Genomic DNA, 14,588 nt, shown 5'->3' with positions numbered 1-14,588 from the left:
CACCATGCGCACACCGCCCTACCTGCCATACCTTGCAGGACCGCCGGGACTCGCGCCGGGCCTGAAACCCATTGATCCGGACAGATGGCTTCTACCCGACAGTGAGGCCGAAGCCTGGCTGCCCGAGAAAACCGTGTTGATGCGTACCCACCGGGCGCAGGTGTTTGCCGATTCCGGCGTGCCCGATGCCGTGGCCGAAGCGGCGACCGCCGTCCTGGACGTGACGGGACCAGGCAGCTGCACGTGGGACAGTCCGCTGGAAGATGCGGCGTCTCGTGTGTCCGATGACCTTTGCATCCTGTTGCCGGACGCGCGCGGGGAGTGGGTGCTGCGCGCCGCGAGCCTTGTTGCGCCGACATTCTGGTCGCTCGCGGAAAAGATCGGCCAGCCGCTGGCCGGGCTTCACGGCACGGTGCCTGACGCCAATCCGGACCTGGTCTCGCGCATTGCGCGCATGTTCGACGCGCTGCGGCCCGGCACGGTGCTGGAGCGGTTCAACTGGACAGTCCAGGCGAGCCGTGCACGGTTCACGCCGCGCAGCGCCCCGCTGAAAGCGATGGCGCGCGCGACGCCCGACGAGGCCGCGCTTGACCTGCTGTACTTTCGTGTCGAGCGCCAGACGATCTCCAAACTGCCCGGGACAGGCGCTGTCCTGTTCACCATCCGGGTCTGCATGGACCCTCTATCGGCGGCACTGCCGGATGCGCATCACCGGAAAGCCTTCGCGGCGGCGTGGGACGGCATCGACCCGGCCCTTCGCGCCTACAAGGGCTGGCTGGCCTATGACCGGCTGGTGCGCGCCGCGCTTGCGCAACTGGCCTGACCCCACGCCCGGGTGGACGGATTGCCCGTCGGCCCCTAGATCAAGCGGGATCGGAGCAACCGGAGACCCCTATGAAATACTGGCTGATGAAATCCGAACCCGATGCGTGGAGCTGGGACCAGCAAAAGGCCAAGGGTAAGGCGGGCGAGGAATGGTCCGGCATCCGGAACTATACGGCGCGCAACTTCATGCGCGACATGAAGCTGGGTGATCAGGTCTTCTTCTATCATTCCAACAAGGGGCTTGAAGTGGTGGGCATTGCCGAGGTTTGCGCGCTTAGCGCGCCGGATTCCACGACGGATGATGAGCGGTGGGATTGCGTCCACATTCGTGCGCTGGCCGACATGCCAAAGCCAGTGACGCTGAAGGACGTGAAAGCCAATCCGAATCTCGCCGAGATGAGCCTTGTGAAATCCTTCCGCCTGTCGGTGCAGCCCGTGCTGGCGTCTGAATGGAAAGAAGTCTGCCGGATGGGCGGGCTTGACCCGAAGACGCTGAAGCCCGTCTAGGCCCGCAGCTCAGCGCTGGCGCAGGCCGTCAGCCAGGCGGTAAATGGCCGTGTCGAAGGCTGCCTTCAGGCTCGGGTCGAGGTCTTCATGTTCCGCCAATGCCTTGCGCATGCACGCCATCCAGGCGTCGCGGTCTTCCGGCCCGATGTCGAAGGGCCGATGCGCGCTCCGGATGCAGGGCCGGGCCGGATCCTCGAAATAGTCACGCGGCCCGCCCAGCCAGCCGGTCAGGAAACTTGCCACATGCACGGCAACGGCTTGCAGGTCATCCCCGTGCATGGCGCGGATGCGCGCGGCGGCAGGATCCTCGTCCATGATCTGATAGAGACGCCGCGTCAGCTGCGCGACGGCAGCAGCGCCTCCAAACAGGGCAAAGGGCGAGTCCTGTGTCTGCATATCCGTCTGTGTCATGGCGCGGATTAGACACCACTGCTCGCGCATTTCAACGCGGCGCGCGGGCGCACGGAATTATACGTAGGCGAGGTCCATCGCGGCCTCGCAATGAATGCGGGCGCTGTCATAGACGGGCAGGGGGCTATTGGCTGCGTTCAGGACGAGGCCGATCTCGGTACAGCCGAGGATAACGCTGTCGGCGCCGCGGGCCGCTAGCGCCGCGACGATCTCGACATGGCGGCGTGTGGTCTCCGGCGTGACGATGCCCTTCACGAGATCATCGAAGATGATGCGGTGGATGTCATCGCGCTCCTCCGGTTCCGGGACGACAGGCGGCGCACCGAACGTGCCGGCAAAATGGGCCGGATAAAAGGGTTCCTCCATCGTGTAGCGGGTGCCGAGCAGGGCGGGCACACTGCGGCCGTCGGCAAGCAGGCGCGCCGCAGTTGCGTCGATGATGTGAATGAATGGCACGGAGAGGGCTTGCTGAAGGGGTGCGGCAACTTTGTGCATGGTGTTGGTGGCGAGAAGGATGAGTTCCGCGCCTGCGCCTTCAAGGCGCTGGCCTGATTCGGCCAGCTGGCGCCCGGCTTCGTCCCAGGCGCCGGATTGCTGCAGCGCCTGAACTTCACTGAAATCCAGTGCGTCGATCATCACCCTTGCGCTGGCATTTCCGCCCGAACGGACGCGGGCGATTTCACACAGGGTTTGATAGTAGATCACGGTCGAGGCGGGCCCCATGCCGCCTATGATGCCAATCTTTTTCATCCGCGATTGCCCTCTTCGAAACCCGCAAGCGTCCATTCGGCAAACTGCGCCAGGTCGCCGCCCGTGAACAGGAAGCCTGCCACACCTGCCGCACGGGCAGCATCAATATCTGTCTGTTTGTCGCCGATGAGGAAACTGGACTCGCGCTTCACGGGGAAGTCGGCCATCGCCTTCAGCAGCATGCCGGGTTTCGGCTTGCGATCGAAACTGTCACGCCGGTAGCGCGGATTTTCACCTTCCTCGTGATAGGGACAATAATAAACGCGGTCGATGATGGCACCTTGTCCGGCGAGCTCGCCAAGCATCCATTCGTGCAGGGTGTGCATGTCGTGCTCGGAATAGAGGTTGCGCGCGATTCCGGATTGATTGGTGACCAGGAAAACGAACCAGCCGCGCGCCTTGAAGGCCGCGATTGTCTCAGCCGCGCCGGTGATCCATTCAAAGTCCGAAACCTTGCTGACATAGCCCTTGTCGACGTTGATCACGCCGTCGCGGTCGAGGAACAGGGCAGGGCGCTGGTAGGTCATACTGGCGCTCTTTGCCCGTGTGTCCGGAAAGTTGCAACACTTGCCAACCCGCCGAAATGGCTGGACCTGTCCCTGAAAACGCGGTTGTCTTTGTGCAGAGGGGCCGGCAAGAGCCTCCACTCAGGACCCATGGGAGGGCAAATCTATGGAACAATATCTACCGCTCATTCTGAGCGCCGTCGGCGGTACGGTGCTCGGACCGATCTTTTCGAAGCTGACCGGCGGCAGCGGCACCGGCGGTGTCATTGGCGGCATTCTCGGCGGAATAGGCGCTCATTACGGACTTGATGCTGCAAATGTGCAGGTCCTTGGAGACGCGGCAGCCGGGGCCACAACGCCCATGAACATCCTTAACAGCCTGCTCGAGGGCGGCGTTGGCGGTGGTGTGGTTGGCGTGATCGTCGGCTTGTTGATGAAGAGCAGAGGCTAGCGCCTTCGTTATCTGAACCGAATGTCAAAACCATCTGGCGGTCCGGCCTGAGCCGGATCGCCTCTTTTATTCCGCGGCAGCCGGCAGGGCGCTCCGGTTTTCCCGCACCCCGCGCATGAATGGCACGATTGCGAGGATAGTCAGCAGGCCTGCCAGCAGAAAGGCTGCGCCGCCAAACGCGAAGGGCGCGCTGTCACGGGTGAAGTAAAAGAGTGCCCCATTCATCGCCAGTGGGCCGAGTATCATCGCCAGCGAATTCAGGCTGGCACTTGCGCCCTGCAACTCACCCTGCGCATTGCGCGGCGTCAGTGTCGACATCAGCGAATTGATGGCCGGACCGGTCACGCCCCCCAGGGCACCTATGGGGATGATCGCATACACGATCCAGGCCTGCCCGGCGAAGGCATACGCAAACATGACCAAAGCGCTGATCGACATGCCCAACAACGCCGTGCGTACCGTGCCAAGCCGCTTCAGGATAATGCCCATCAGGCCGGCCTGGACGACTGCCGCGCCAATGCCGACGAGGCCAAGCGAGAAGCCAATCTCTTTCGGGCTCCAGTCGTAGCGGATCTCGCCATGCACCGACCAGGTGGCAGGGTAGACGGTATGCGCAAGGAAGAAGATACCCGCGGCCAGCAGGAACCATGAAACCTGTGGCAGTCTGGAAAAGTGCTTGACCGCACCGAATGGATTGGCGCGCCCGATTTCAAAGGACCGCCGGTCAGCCTTGGCAAGGGATTCCGGCAGCACGAACAAACCATAGCAGAAATTGACGGCCGCGAGGCCCGCCGCTGCAAAGAAGGGCGCGCGCGGACTGATCTCTCCGAGAAAGCCGCCGAGCACCGGACCGAACACGAAGCCGAAGCCGAAAGCGGCGCCAATCATGCCGAACGCGCGGCCGCGGTCGGCCGGTTCGGTGACATCGGCAATATAGGCGTTCGCCGTGGAATAGGTGGCGCCCGAAACCCCCGACAGGGCCCGTCCGATGAACAGCAGCCAGATCGAACTGGCAAAGCCCATGATGAGGAAGTCGATGGCGAGCGTGCCAATCGAGACAAGCAGGACCGATCGGCGGCCGAAATGATCGGAGAGGGCGCCGATGGTCGGACCGAACAGGAAATTCATCAGGGCGTAGGTCGCTGCCAGAAGGCCCAGCCATATGGTGGAATCCTCCGGCGGCACGTGCAGCATGTCCTGAACGAGGCTGGGGATGACCGGAATGATCAACCCGAAAGCCAGCATGTCAATGGCGACGGTAATCAGGACAAACAGGAAGGCATTCTTGCCGTGTTTGCGGGGAGCGGGCGTATCGGTCATGTGCCCGCTTTGGGCGGGAATGGCGGAAAGGTCAATCGGTGCGTTGTTGCGATTGCCCGGCTGCAATCACGCCCCTTCCTGGAACACTTTGCGTGGCGCCGATCCGAACAATTTCCGCCACCGCGACAATTATGAAACGGACAGGCACGCAAACGCATATTAGAATGCTGCATGGCCGAAGGCATTCCGATTACGCGGGTTGATGTTCCGATGAGCCGGATCAATGCGATCCGCTCAGCCGTGCGCGAGGTCACGCATCTCGGGAACGCGCCCGATGCGTCGCGGCTGGCGACGCTTGACGACGCGCCAGCACTTCTCGCTTTCCTGTCCGACCCGGCCGTGCATGCGCCGATCTATACCCTGCCGCGCCCGTTGACCGAGGCGAGCGTCCACGCCTTCATTGAAGACCACCTCGTCCAGCGCGAGGCGGGCGAGGGCCTGTTGTTCGTGCGCGGCGAGGCGGATGCCATTCTTGGCTACAGCGATATCCAGGTCTGGCCGCATTGGGCGGCCGCCGAACTGGGCGGGGCGCTGCATCCGTCATTGCACCATCAGGGCAGGGGGTCGCGCGGGGCGGCAGAAAGTTTTGCCTGGATGTTCGAGGCGCTCCACCTTGACGTGATCTGCGAAACGGCGAGCCATGAAAACGTGCCGACCCAGCGCATGCTGGACGGGTTCGGGTTCACGCGCAAAGGCGAGATCCAGAGCGTCCGTCCTGACGGCACGACACGTGCATCACTGGTGTGGGAAATCACGCGCCGAGACTGGTTCCGCCTTCATCCTGCCTGACCGCTCAGGCGCCGACGTCTATTCAATGTCTGACAGGTAGTCGATGATGAGTTTGCGCTTTCTGGAATCCAGCGGATAGTAATCAAGATACATTGTAGTGTCCGGGTACATTATTTCCGGGTCCTTGAGGAACTTGTTCAGCTTGCTTTTTGTCCACTTGCCGCCTGCTCGTTCAAGTTCTTCGCTATAGGCGTAATTCTCCAGCGTTCCCACAGGGCGGTTGATCACGCCGTCCAAGGCCGGACCGATTTTTTGCCTGCCATGCACATCGTGACATCGCGCGCAGTTTTGCCGGAACAGGTCGCGCCCCTCAGTGGTGCTGCCCAGCTTGGGCAGGAAATCGGCCTCCAGTGCGTTCACGGCGGTGTAACCTGCGATTGCGACCGGTTCGGATACGTCCTTCTTATTGGCGGGCACGTCCTTGAGGAGGATCAGGGTCTGGTCATGTCCGCCTAGCAAGGCGATCCAGCCATTGTCGAGAATGTGAACATCTCGCAGCCGCGTACCCATCTCGATTTGCTCGGCATAGAGAAGGTCGTCCCCGTGCCGCCGCAAATGGAACAGGGATTGCGCACGAAGCGAGGTCGCGAGAAGATCGCCTTCCCACAATTCAAATGCCAGCGGATTGGCCGGAATGGTCGCGAGCGCGGAAATGCCGATCGACGGCATAAACGCCATGACCGGTCGCACGCCGCCCTCGTGGCGGCCCTGCACGGGGTTAGTGTGCATGGGGCGACGAGGTCTCCCATAGTGCATGCCGAGAGAGACATTCGGCCATCCATAATCGGCATCGCGCACGATGAGGTTGATCTCATCCCCGCCCTGAGGCCCATGCTCGGCCTCCCAGATACGACCCTCATTGTCGAATATGAGGCCTTGGGCATTGCGCACGCCGCTGGCGTATATTTCGGACTCTCCGGTGTCGACATGAATCTTGAGAATCTTGGCGTAGTCATTGTCGTACTGTCGCCCGACCCGATCCTCAGCGTGGAGTTCCCACTGGAGGCCGAAATCGCCGACCGTCATCAGCATGTTTTCGTCGTCGAGCATCAGCATGGTGCCGCCGGATTCAAGGCCGAAATAATGCCAGTCGAACTCTTCCATACTGATGCAGTCTCTGACGCGGTAGATTTCCTCCCAATCATCGCTGGCGACCTGGATGTCGTTATTGCGTGTGTCGAGCAGGGTCTTGCTGATGACGACGCAGATTTCGCTACTGTCGGGAACGAAGATGTGATGGCTCACATAAAGCGTAGCCTTGTCCGGGGTGCTGTCCGGTTGGATCATGATATCGTGCACCCGGTACCAACGGTTGTTGAAGGTTGGTTGGTCGGCGAATATTCCGGACTGTAGCTGTTCAAAATCCATTGGTACACGCACGGGGCTGTATTTGATCTCTCCATCCGTAATATCGACCATCGCGATATGTCCGGAGGCGGATACATAGAGGACTGTCGAGCCAATCGAGTCGATTGCGCCGCCTGATGTAATGTTGACCGTATCGCCGAGACGAATGTCGGCACGGTCCATGCTCAGCAGTCCTGTTTCAATCGTGGACCACTCAAAGTATAATTGATCTGCGTAAGGATTGGCCTTCTTAGTCAGGAACTCTGTCTTGATGTAGGATTTGATGTCGTCCTTGTGTCCCAGTACGAACAGGCCGGCCCCGCCGGCCAGGAATGCAGAGAAAAGCGCCGCGATCGCCAAAGTGAGGCTCAGCCACGTACGCTGGGCAATGTATGCCCAGGTGCTCTTGATAAAGTTCGGCATAAAGCCACCCACGTGTCAGGTCGTTACTCGCAGCTTGCGTATTCCACTAAGCGAACGCTCACGCAACACTTATGCCGCGATCTGGACCTGAATGAATAATAATCGGGCACCAGTATACACGTGGCTGGAGATTTCCCGACGTGCTCCGGGGAAATGTGTATCAAAGTTGCCTCTCGTAACCCGTGGCGGGACGGTCAGGTTCCTCCGTGAGCACCCAGGAATGGCACAATCTGGCCCAATAGGACGGGAATGATGCGGTCCGGCAGGTCATGACCCCATTTCCCGATCACTTCGAGTCGCGCGCCGGGAATGCGGCTTGCGATGTCGCGGCCCGCTTCGGGCCGGATCAGCGGGTCCATCGCGCCGTGCAGGACAAGGGTCGGATGGGTGATGCCTCCGAGCCGTTCATGCCAGCTCGGTTGGGCAACAATGGCGGCATATTGCCGGGCGACCCCCATCGGGCGGTCAGACCGGTTGAAGTCTGCCACCGTCTGTTCCCGGATGGAGTCGTCTGTGGCGCGGATATCCTCATGCGAACCGATGACGCGGCGCGACTTGACGGCAAGCTCGGCAACCGCCTCGGCGGTGCGGGTTTCGGGCACGGCCGTCAGGGCGGCCTGGGCTTCGGGCGTACTGCGCGGCAGGTCAGGTGCACTGGACGTGGTCATGACCGGGATCAACGTGCGCACGCGCTCCGGATGGTTGAGGGCCATCAGCTGCACGATCATGCCACCCATCGAAACGCCGAGGACGTCGGCCTTGTCTGCGCCAAGTGCCGTGACCAGTGCTGCAGCATCGGCCGCCATGTCATTCAGGAGATAGGGCACGACCTTTTCGGGCGGCGTGCCGGCTGAGATGGCCTGCACGATATCGCGCGGGGCGGGCGGCACGATCCCGGAAAATTCCGTACTCAGGCCAATGTCGCGATTGTCGAAACACACGACGCGGCGCCCGGCATCGGCAAGCCCGCGCTTCAGGGCATCGGGCCAGCGGGTTAATTGCCCGGAAAACCCGGAGACGAGCAGCATCAGCGGGTCATTGGATGACCCGGTTTCCTCATACTCGATCTCGATACCGTTTGCCTTTATGCGCGCCATTTGCGGCCTCCCATGCCTGCTTCTTGTTGCAGACGAGTAGAGGACATGTGGCCTTGCCTGTAAATCCTAGCGGCCAAGCTCTTTCATCGCATCGTCGAGCCCGGACAGCGTCAGTTCGAACATGCGGTGCTCGCCGATCAGTTCGCGGATCAGCTTGATGGAGCCGGTATATTCCCATGCGCCTTCCTTGACCGGGTTCAGCCAGACAAGATTGGGAAAGCGCTGCACGAAACGCTGGATCCAGATGCCGCCGGCCTCCTCGTTCCAGTGCTCGACCGAGCCGCCGGCATAGGTGATCTCATAGGGGCTCATCGTGGCATCGCCGACGACGATGACCTTGTAGTCGGACGGGAACTTGTTCAGCACGTCCCAGGTCGGGATGCGGTTGTTCATGCGACGGCGATTGTCCTTCCACAGGCCCTCATAGGGGCAGTTGTGGAAGTAATAGTATTCGAGGTTCTTGATCTCGGACTTGGCGGCCGAGAACAGCTCTTCCATGATGCGCACATAGGGGTCCATCGAGCCGCCGACATCGAGCAGCAGGAGCACCGACACGGCATTGCGCTTTTCCGGGCGCATCTCGATGTCCAGATAGCCCTTGCGGGCGGTGTTGCGGATGGTCGAGTCGAGGTCCAGTTCGTCCGGCGCGCCCTTGCGGGCCCATTTGCGCAGGCGTTTCATGGCGACCTTGATGTTGCGGGTGCCAAGCTCGACATTGTCGTCGTAATTCTTGAATTCGCGCTTGTCCCACACTTTCACGGCGCGTCGGTGGCGGGATTTTTCCTGGCCGATACGCACGCCTTCGGGATTGTAGCCATTGGCGCCAAAGGGCGATGTGCCGCCGGTGCCGATCCACTTGTTGCCGCCTTCATGGCGCTTTTTCTGTTCTTCGAGGCGCTTCTGCAGCGTTTCCATCAGCTTTTCGAAGCCGCCCATGGCCTCGATTTCGTCCATCTCTTCCTTGGTCAGGAATTTTTCGGACATCTTGCGCAGCCATTCCTCGGGAATGTCGGTCACATCGACGGCGTCTGCCATGCTGTCGAGGCCCTTGAAGACGTGGCCGAAAACCTTGTCGAACTTGTCGATATTGCGTTCGTCCTTCACCAGGGCGGCGCGCGAGAGATAATAGAAGTCGGTCACCTCCATATCGATGACCTGCTTGTCCATCGCCTCCATCAGCATCAGGTATTCCTTCAGCGTGACCGGCACCTTGGCTTCACGCAATTCATTGAAGAAATTGAGGAACATGGGGCATCTTTCCTGTCTTGAGGCTAAAAGATAACGTGCCTTGGGGCCCATGTCCAAGCTGACGCAGCGAAAAGCACGGCGCTCATGTCCGGTTCACCCGTCATGGCTTACAAACAGGGCCATGTTGAAGGCCATCCCGCTCCTGTTCGCAAGCCTGTGCCTGATGCCGCTGGCCCAGGCTGCGCCAATGGCCTGTAGCGGCTCAGGCGAAGCCAGGTGCATGTTTGAAGCGATCTGGGACGCGGCAGGCGTGCTGCCGTCCGAAAAGCAGGCGCGCCTAAAGCCGGCATTCCTGGAAACGGTCAGCCGCGCAGATGATGCGGCGCTCCTGCGATCATGGGAGACGCGCTTGGGCGTCACGACCCGCCATCGCACACCCCCGATCGACTATGCGAAGGACCAGGCACAGGCCGTGGTGGCAGAGGCCGGCTGGAGCGGGTTTGAACAGCGCGCCCGTGCCGGGACCGCGCCGTTCAATATCGGCCGGCCGGAAATCATGGCGGCAGGTGTGCGTCTCGCAGCCGATGAAACCACCCGGCGCCGCCTGACAGCCGCCATGTTTGACCTGGCGCAGACAAAGACGACGCGCGGCGGCATGGGCGATGATTTCGAGAAGGGTGATTTCGGGCATGCCCTGGCCGAACTCTCCATGCAGCACTGCGATCTGGCCGGTTTTGACCGGGCCGTCGCTCTGACGCCTGCGCCGGACAGTTTGCGCTACGCCCTCTGGCGGGCCCGCATCACCGGCAATGCCGGCCAGTTGGCCAGCCGGATCCGGTCAGAGGCTGACGCTGACGACACGCGGCATGTCCGCAATGCGCTGGAAGGCTATGGCCCGATTGTTTCGCTTGGCTATTGCCAGACCCTGTAAGTGAGACAGATTGTCAGTCAGGCTTCCCGCCGCATGGGAACCGGTTCATAAGGGGCCGCGATGACTGAATTTCACGATGATATGGCCGATCCTGACGGCGACCCTCCCGAAGCCATTTGTGGCAGCAAGGAAGTGGGCGCGATTGCGCACCTCTACCGCGCGGAAGTCTACCGCTCGACCGTCTGGCGCCAGCGCCTCGACCAGACCACGAACTGGGCAGTGATTTCGACCGGTATCGGTCTCTCCGTGGCCTTTGCCAGCGCGCAGGCCTCGCCATTCCCCATCGTGCTCGTCGGCGCGCTTTGCATCGTGTTCCTGACACTGGAATCGCGCCGCTATCGCTTTTTCTATGTCTGGCGGTTCCGCGCGCGCGTGCTGGAAATTGCCTTCTATGTGCCAATGCTGCGCGGGGAGGGGGCCCGCATCCCGATCGACCGGGGCACGGCTCTGTCAGACGATTACGAGAAGCCGCAATACCGGATTTCGAATATTCGGGCCATCGGCCGGCGCCTGCGGCGCAATTATGGCTGGCTGTTTGCCATTCTTGGTGCCGCGTACTTTGCGAAGATCGCCATCCACCCGACCGATGTCGAAACCTGGTCGCAATTCGTGCGCCGCGCGCACATTGGCCCGATCCCTGGCGAGGTCGCCATTGCCTTCGGCCTGTTGTTCCATGCGATCTGGATCACCATTGCGGTCAAAACCTGGCTCGACGAGCGGCATGACAAGTCAAAGATGGCCGACTTCCTGAAGAGCCGGGAGGACGTCAACAAGCGCGCCAATGCGCTGGAGCGCGAGGAAGCCCAGGCCGAAATGGATATTCTCGGGCATTAGGTCCGGCTTAGTGCCTGGCAAACAGAGAATGGATTTTTACGGCCATCTCGGATTGCCGGCTGACATCCAACTTGGCCAAGGCTGATTTGAGGAAGCTGCGGAAGGTCGAAATTTTCACGCCCATCCGTTCAGCGGCATCGTGCGGCGCTGCTCCTTCGGCTATCAGCACCGCTGCTTCGGCCTCCCTCTGGGTCAGCGCAAAGGCAGCCGACAACAGGGAAGTGGCCCCTGCCGGCAAGGTTTGCGGGAAATTGAAGGTGATGATGGCAAGGTGCTTTTGACGTGCACCGCCTGCCAGGGTCCTCACATCATCAGACAGATCGCTGTCGAGCCGGGTAACACGGACCACCGCTGAAGCTGCGCGATCCGGTGCGGTCATGACAAATATTGCCGGGATTCCATTCATAATGGTCATGCTGAGTGAGTGCTGGAGTGCGTCGCTGGCAGTTTTATTGTGAATCATCAGCCTTCCGTGCCGGCTTCCGACGCCGCACTTTTCTACAAGAAGCTGATCCGCCGAGTCATTCATCGCAACAATGCGGAGGGTTGGGTCAACGATGAAGGCGGCACCCGGAATGTGATCAATCGCCTGTTCCAGCATGTTTCGCTGGCGCTTCATGTCTCCGAATACCTGCTGCAGGCTGAATGCCCGCTTCAGATGCGGTGCCAGATACAGCATTTTCTCGAAGTCGCAGGTCTGGAACACGCCTTGCGATTTCGAACGGTAGAGCGAAATGCTTGCCGTCAGGTCCGGAGTGTCCACAACGCGTGTGCTCATGCCATCAAATGTGTCCGCTGCTTCCAGCACGTGATGCCGGTAGTCCGCAGCTATGTCGGAATAGGCGCACATTTGGTGGCCGGACAGGACGGTTTCGGATGTCCTGACAAGGAACTCCCGCATCCAGACGTCATGATGCCAGAGGTTATGATTATATGCTTCAGCCGAATCCGGGCTGACATTGCTTTGCAGCAGAAAGTAACGATCCGGCTCTGCGATAACGACAGCCGAGGAATGCGACTCGAACTCGTCCTGGAGGAGGTTTGCCAGAATGGCCAAACGTCTCCTGTCGGTTACGATGCCGTAGATGTCTGCCACCAGTTCATCGAGCATAACCTGCTTCTTATGCCAGTAGAAGCAGACGCAAGTCTAGATAGAAAGGAAGCCGACCCTTCGCCGAGTCAGGCAAAATTACGCAAAGCCAGCAGCGCGAAGACGGGGGGAGATCAGCCCGCCGGGCCGCGCCGTCCGCCGCCATCCTGACGGCGTGAGAGGAAGGCGAGGCGTTCGAACAGGGCAACGTCCTGCTCGTTCTTCAGGAGCGCGCCGTGCAGCGGCGGCGTCAGGCGCTCGGGATCCTTCTCGCGCAGGGTTTCCAGGTCGATATCCTCGTTCATCAGCAGCTTCAGCCAGTCGAGCAGCTCGCTTGTCGACGGCTTCTTCTTGACGCCCGGCAGTTCGCGCATGGCGTAGAATGTGGTGAGGGCATCGCCGACCAGCTTGTTCTTGATCTTGGGGAAGTGCACGTCGATGATTTCGCGCATCGTCTCTTCGTCCGGGAATTTGATGAAGTGGAAGAAGCAGCGGCGCAGGAAGGCGTCCGGCAGTTCCTTCTCATTGTTCGACGTGATGATGACGATCGGGCGAACCTTGGCCTTCACGACCTCGTTCGTCTCGTAGACATAGAATTCCATGCGATCGAGTTCCTGCAGAAGGTCGTTCGGGAACTCGATGTCGGCCTTGTCGATCTCGTCGATCAGCAGGACAGGGCGCTTCTTGGCGGTGAACGCCTCCCACAGCTTGCCTTTCTTGATATAGTTCTTGACGTCCTTGGCGCGCTCTTCGCCCATCTGGCCATCGCGCAGGCGCGACACGGCGTCATATTCATAGAGGCCCTGATTGGCCTTGGTCGTGGACTTGATGTGCCATTCAATCAGCTCGCAATCGAGCGATTTGGCGACCTCGATGGCCAGCACGGTCTTGCCCGTGCCGGGCTCGCCCTTGATCAGAAGGGGGCGCTCCAGCGCAATGGCGGCATTCACGGCCACTTTCAGGTCATCAGTGGCGACGTAATCCTTGGTGCCTTCAAAACGCATGGGCCCGGGTCCTCTTTTCGTGTTTCGACGCCACAATAGGCTGCATGCTTCGCTGAGCAAGCTTTGACGTTGCGGGAAGACTGTCATTCCGTGAAAAAGTGGTAATCGCGCCATTCCCCTACAGAAACGGCTTCGCACCATGTGCGCGCCGTGCTATACAGGAATGGCCATGCGCGCCGCCACAGAGCACCAGCTTCAGCTTAGCGTCGCGCCCGCCCCTGGCCTGCCATTCCTAAGCAGGAAAGGCATTTCAGGGTGGGTGCAGGCCGTATGATCCAAAATGCCCGATGATAACGGGCGCATGGCACTATTGCCCCATCAGCGTTCCCGACAGGATTAACGCCTGGCAATCAAGCGTTAACGCCTTTCTGCAAAATTCATGGAATTAGGCAGGATCGGATTCGCGTGCGATGCCCTTGAAGCTTTCCCTGAAGCCCGGCGAGACGTTCGTGGTCAATGGCGCTGTTGTCCGCAATGGCGACCGGCGGGGCGTGCTTCTGCTGGAAAACCAGGCCCGCGTCCTGCGGGAAAAGGACATCCTTCGCCCCAATGAGGCAACAACGCCCGTGCGGCGCGTGTATTTCGCGATCATGCAGATGTACCTGCTCGGCGAGATTGATGGCCCGGCCTATACACAGACGGCTGAAGCCGCAGCGGCGCTGCTGGCTGAAGCCTCGACGGAAGACGAACGCGCGGCCGTGCTGGAAATTTCCGCAGATGTCGCGGCGGCCGATCTGTATCGGGCGCTCAGCCGTTGCCGCAAGCTGATGACGGCAGAGACGGCAGGTGCCAGCTGATGGCGGATGGCAGCCTCTTGCGCGCGCGTGCCCAGCCTGGCGATGGCCGCCTTGGTCTCGACGAGGCCATCACGCGCCTTGAGGCCGGGCAGGGGGACGGCCTGGTTGTCGATCTCGGCAATGGACGCACAGCGATTGCAGACGGGCATCGCGGCAATGACGGGTTGCTCCAGCGCCTTCGCGGACACCGCATGATGGTGGCGCTTGCCTCCGGCGCGGCGGACCTTTCGCAATTCTCGGCCTCTGCCGGTGCAGTCAAGGTTTCTCCGCTTGTGCAGGAAATACTCGACGCTGCCGTCCAGAGGGATTAGGGGCCTC

General features: G+C 60.8%; 17 protein-coding genes. 8 read left to right on the top strand and 9 right to left on the bottom strand.

The genetic code is table 11. The features are described from left to right. The first annotated feature begins 4 nt into the window (after positions 1–4). Positions 5–823 carry a heme-dependent oxidative N-demethylase subunit alpha family protein gene (locus tag VR74_RS15985; RefSeq protein WP_299950841.1) on the top strand — a complete coding sequence of 273 codons (819 nt, stop codon included), beginning with the start codon at positions 5–7 and terminating at the stop codon, positions 821–823. Positions 824–894: 71 nt separating this feature from the next. Next, positions 895–1,332, top strand: a complete 438-nt coding sequence (locus VR74_RS15980) for an EVE domain-containing protein (protein WP_045698445.1) — start codon at positions 895–897, stop codon at positions 1,330–1,332. A 9-nt stretch (positions 1,333–1,341) separates the two neighbouring features. Here VR74_RS15980 and VR74_RS15975 read toward each other — a convergent pair whose 3' ends face one another. Genes VR74_RS15975 through VR74_RS15965 form a run of 3 tightly spaced genes read right to left on the bottom strand, consistent with a single transcriptional unit; the run spans position 1,342 to position 3,020 of the window. After that, complete coding sequence (locus VR74_RS15975) at positions 1,342–1,743, bottom strand: group II truncated hemoglobin (protein WP_045698442.1); 402 nt, start codon at positions 1,741–1,743, stop codon at positions 1,342–1,344. A 57-nt stretch (positions 1,744–1,800) separates the two neighbouring features. Further along, a complete protein-coding gene (locus VR74_RS15970) occupies positions 1,801–2,493 on the bottom strand; it encodes an aspartate/glutamate racemase family protein (RefSeq protein WP_045698440.1) in 693 nt (230 codons plus the stop codon). After that, positions 2,490–3,020, bottom strand: a complete 531-nt coding sequence (locus VR74_RS15965) for an HAD family hydrolase (RefSeq protein WP_045698438.1) — start codon at positions 3,018–3,020, stop codon at positions 2,490–2,492. Before VR74_RS15965 ends, VR74_RS15970 begins: the two co-directional genes overlap by 4 nt. Before the next feature lie 145 nt (positions 3,021–3,165). Here VR74_RS15965 and VR74_RS15960 point away from each other — a divergent pair, with 145 nt between their 5' ends. Then, a complete protein-coding gene (locus VR74_RS15960) occupies positions 3,166–3,450 on the top strand; it encodes a hypothetical protein (protein WP_045698436.1) in 285 nt (94 codons plus the stop codon). Between the two features lie 66 nt (positions 3,451–3,516). Here VR74_RS15960 and VR74_RS15955 read toward each other — a convergent pair whose 3' ends face one another. Next, positions 3,517–4,770, bottom strand: a complete 1,254-nt coding sequence (locus VR74_RS15955; RefSeq protein WP_045698555.1) for a tetracycline resistance MFS efflux pump — start codon at positions 4,768–4,770, stop codon at positions 3,517–3,519. Between the two features lie 171 nt (positions 4,771–4,941). Here VR74_RS15955 and VR74_RS15950 point away from each other — a divergent pair, with 171 nt between their 5' ends. Beyond that, positions 4,942–5,559, top strand: coding sequence for a GNAT family N-acetyltransferase (locus tag VR74_RS15950; protein WP_045698435.1), 618 nt, complete (start codon positions 4,942–4,944; stop codon positions 5,557–5,559). Positions 5,560–5,577: 18 nt separating this feature from the next. Here VR74_RS15950 and VR74_RS21200 read toward each other — a convergent pair whose 3' ends face one another. The 3 genes from VR74_RS21200 to VR74_RS15935 all read right to left on the bottom strand — a co-directional run bounded on the left by VR74_RS21200 (position 5,578) and on the right by VR74_RS15935 (position 9,674). Continuing rightward, positions 5,578–7,329, bottom strand: coding sequence for a PQQ-dependent sugar dehydrogenase (locus VR74_RS21200; RefSeq protein WP_299950839.1), 1,752 nt, complete (start codon positions 7,327–7,329; stop codon positions 5,578–5,580). Between the two features lie 194 nt (positions 7,330–7,523). Beyond that, the gene (locus VR74_RS15940) at positions 7,524–8,426 is read right to left on the bottom strand and encodes an alpha/beta hydrolase (RefSeq protein WP_045698433.1); all 903 of its coding nucleotides are present in this window, start codon (positions 8,424–8,426) and stop codon (positions 7,524–7,526) included. A gap of 66 nt (positions 8,427–8,492) precedes the next feature. After that, on the bottom strand, positions 8,493–9,674 hold the full coding sequence (locus VR74_RS15935) for a VWA domain-containing protein (RefSeq protein ID WP_045698431.1): 1,182 nt from the start codon (positions 9,672–9,674) through the stop codon (positions 8,493–8,495). A gap of 121 nt (positions 9,675–9,795) precedes the next feature. Between VR74_RS15935 and VR74_RS15930 the strand changes: the two genes are divergently transcribed. Together VR74_RS15930 and VR74_RS15925 are read left to right on the top strand one after the other, a co-directional pair. Then, positions 9,796–10,545, top strand: a complete 750-nt coding sequence (locus tag VR74_RS15930) for a hypothetical protein (protein ID WP_045698429.1) — start codon at positions 9,796–9,798, stop codon at positions 10,543–10,545. 60 nt (positions 10,546–10,605) lie between these two features. Next, positions 10,606–11,379 (top strand): DUF2270 domain-containing protein, encoded by a 774-nt coding sequence (locus VR74_RS15925; RefSeq protein WP_045698427.1) that lies wholly within the window; start codon positions 10,606–10,608, stop codon positions 11,377–11,379. A 7-nt stretch (positions 11,380–11,386) separates the two neighbouring features. On the opposite strand, the gene VR74_RS21195 is transcribed toward VR74_RS15925, so the two are convergent. Next, complete coding sequence (locus tag VR74_RS21195) at positions 11,387–12,490, bottom strand: hypothetical protein (RefSeq protein ID WP_299950837.1); 1,104 nt, start codon at positions 12,488–12,490, stop codon at positions 11,387–11,389. Positions 12,491–12,603: 113 nt separating this feature from the next. Continuing rightward, positions 12,604–13,473 carry a MoxR family ATPase gene (locus VR74_RS15915; RefSeq protein ID WP_045698425.1) on the bottom strand — a complete coding sequence of 290 codons (870 nt, stop codon included), beginning with the start codon at positions 13,471–13,473 and terminating at the stop codon, positions 12,604–12,606. Positions 13,474–13,883: 410 nt separating this feature from the next. On the opposite strand from VR74_RS15915, the gene flbT reads away from it, so the two are divergent. Together flbT and VR74_RS15905 are read left to right on the top strand one after the other, a co-directional pair. Next, positions 13,884–14,270, top strand: coding sequence for a flagellar biosynthesis repressor FlbT (gene flbT / locus VR74_RS15910; protein WP_045698423.1), 387 nt, complete (start codon positions 13,884–13,886; stop codon positions 14,268–14,270). Next, on the top strand, positions 14,270–14,581 hold the full coding sequence (locus VR74_RS15905) for a hypothetical protein (RefSeq protein WP_045698422.1): 312 nt from the start codon (positions 14,270–14,272) through the stop codon (positions 14,579–14,581). The genes flbT and VR74_RS15905 overlap by 1 nt, the downstream gene beginning before the upstream one ends. Positions 14,582–14,588 lie beyond the last annotated feature (7 nt).

This window comes from Hyphomonas sp. BRH_c22 (genome assembly GCF_000961795.1).
In the GTDB taxonomy this organism is placed as follows: Bacteria; Pseudomonadota; Alphaproteobacteria; order Caulobacterales; family Hyphomonadaceae; genus Hyphomonas.
The sequence above is the reverse complement of the archived record's forward strand: the minus strand, read 5'-3'. Positions and strand labels throughout refer to the sequence as shown.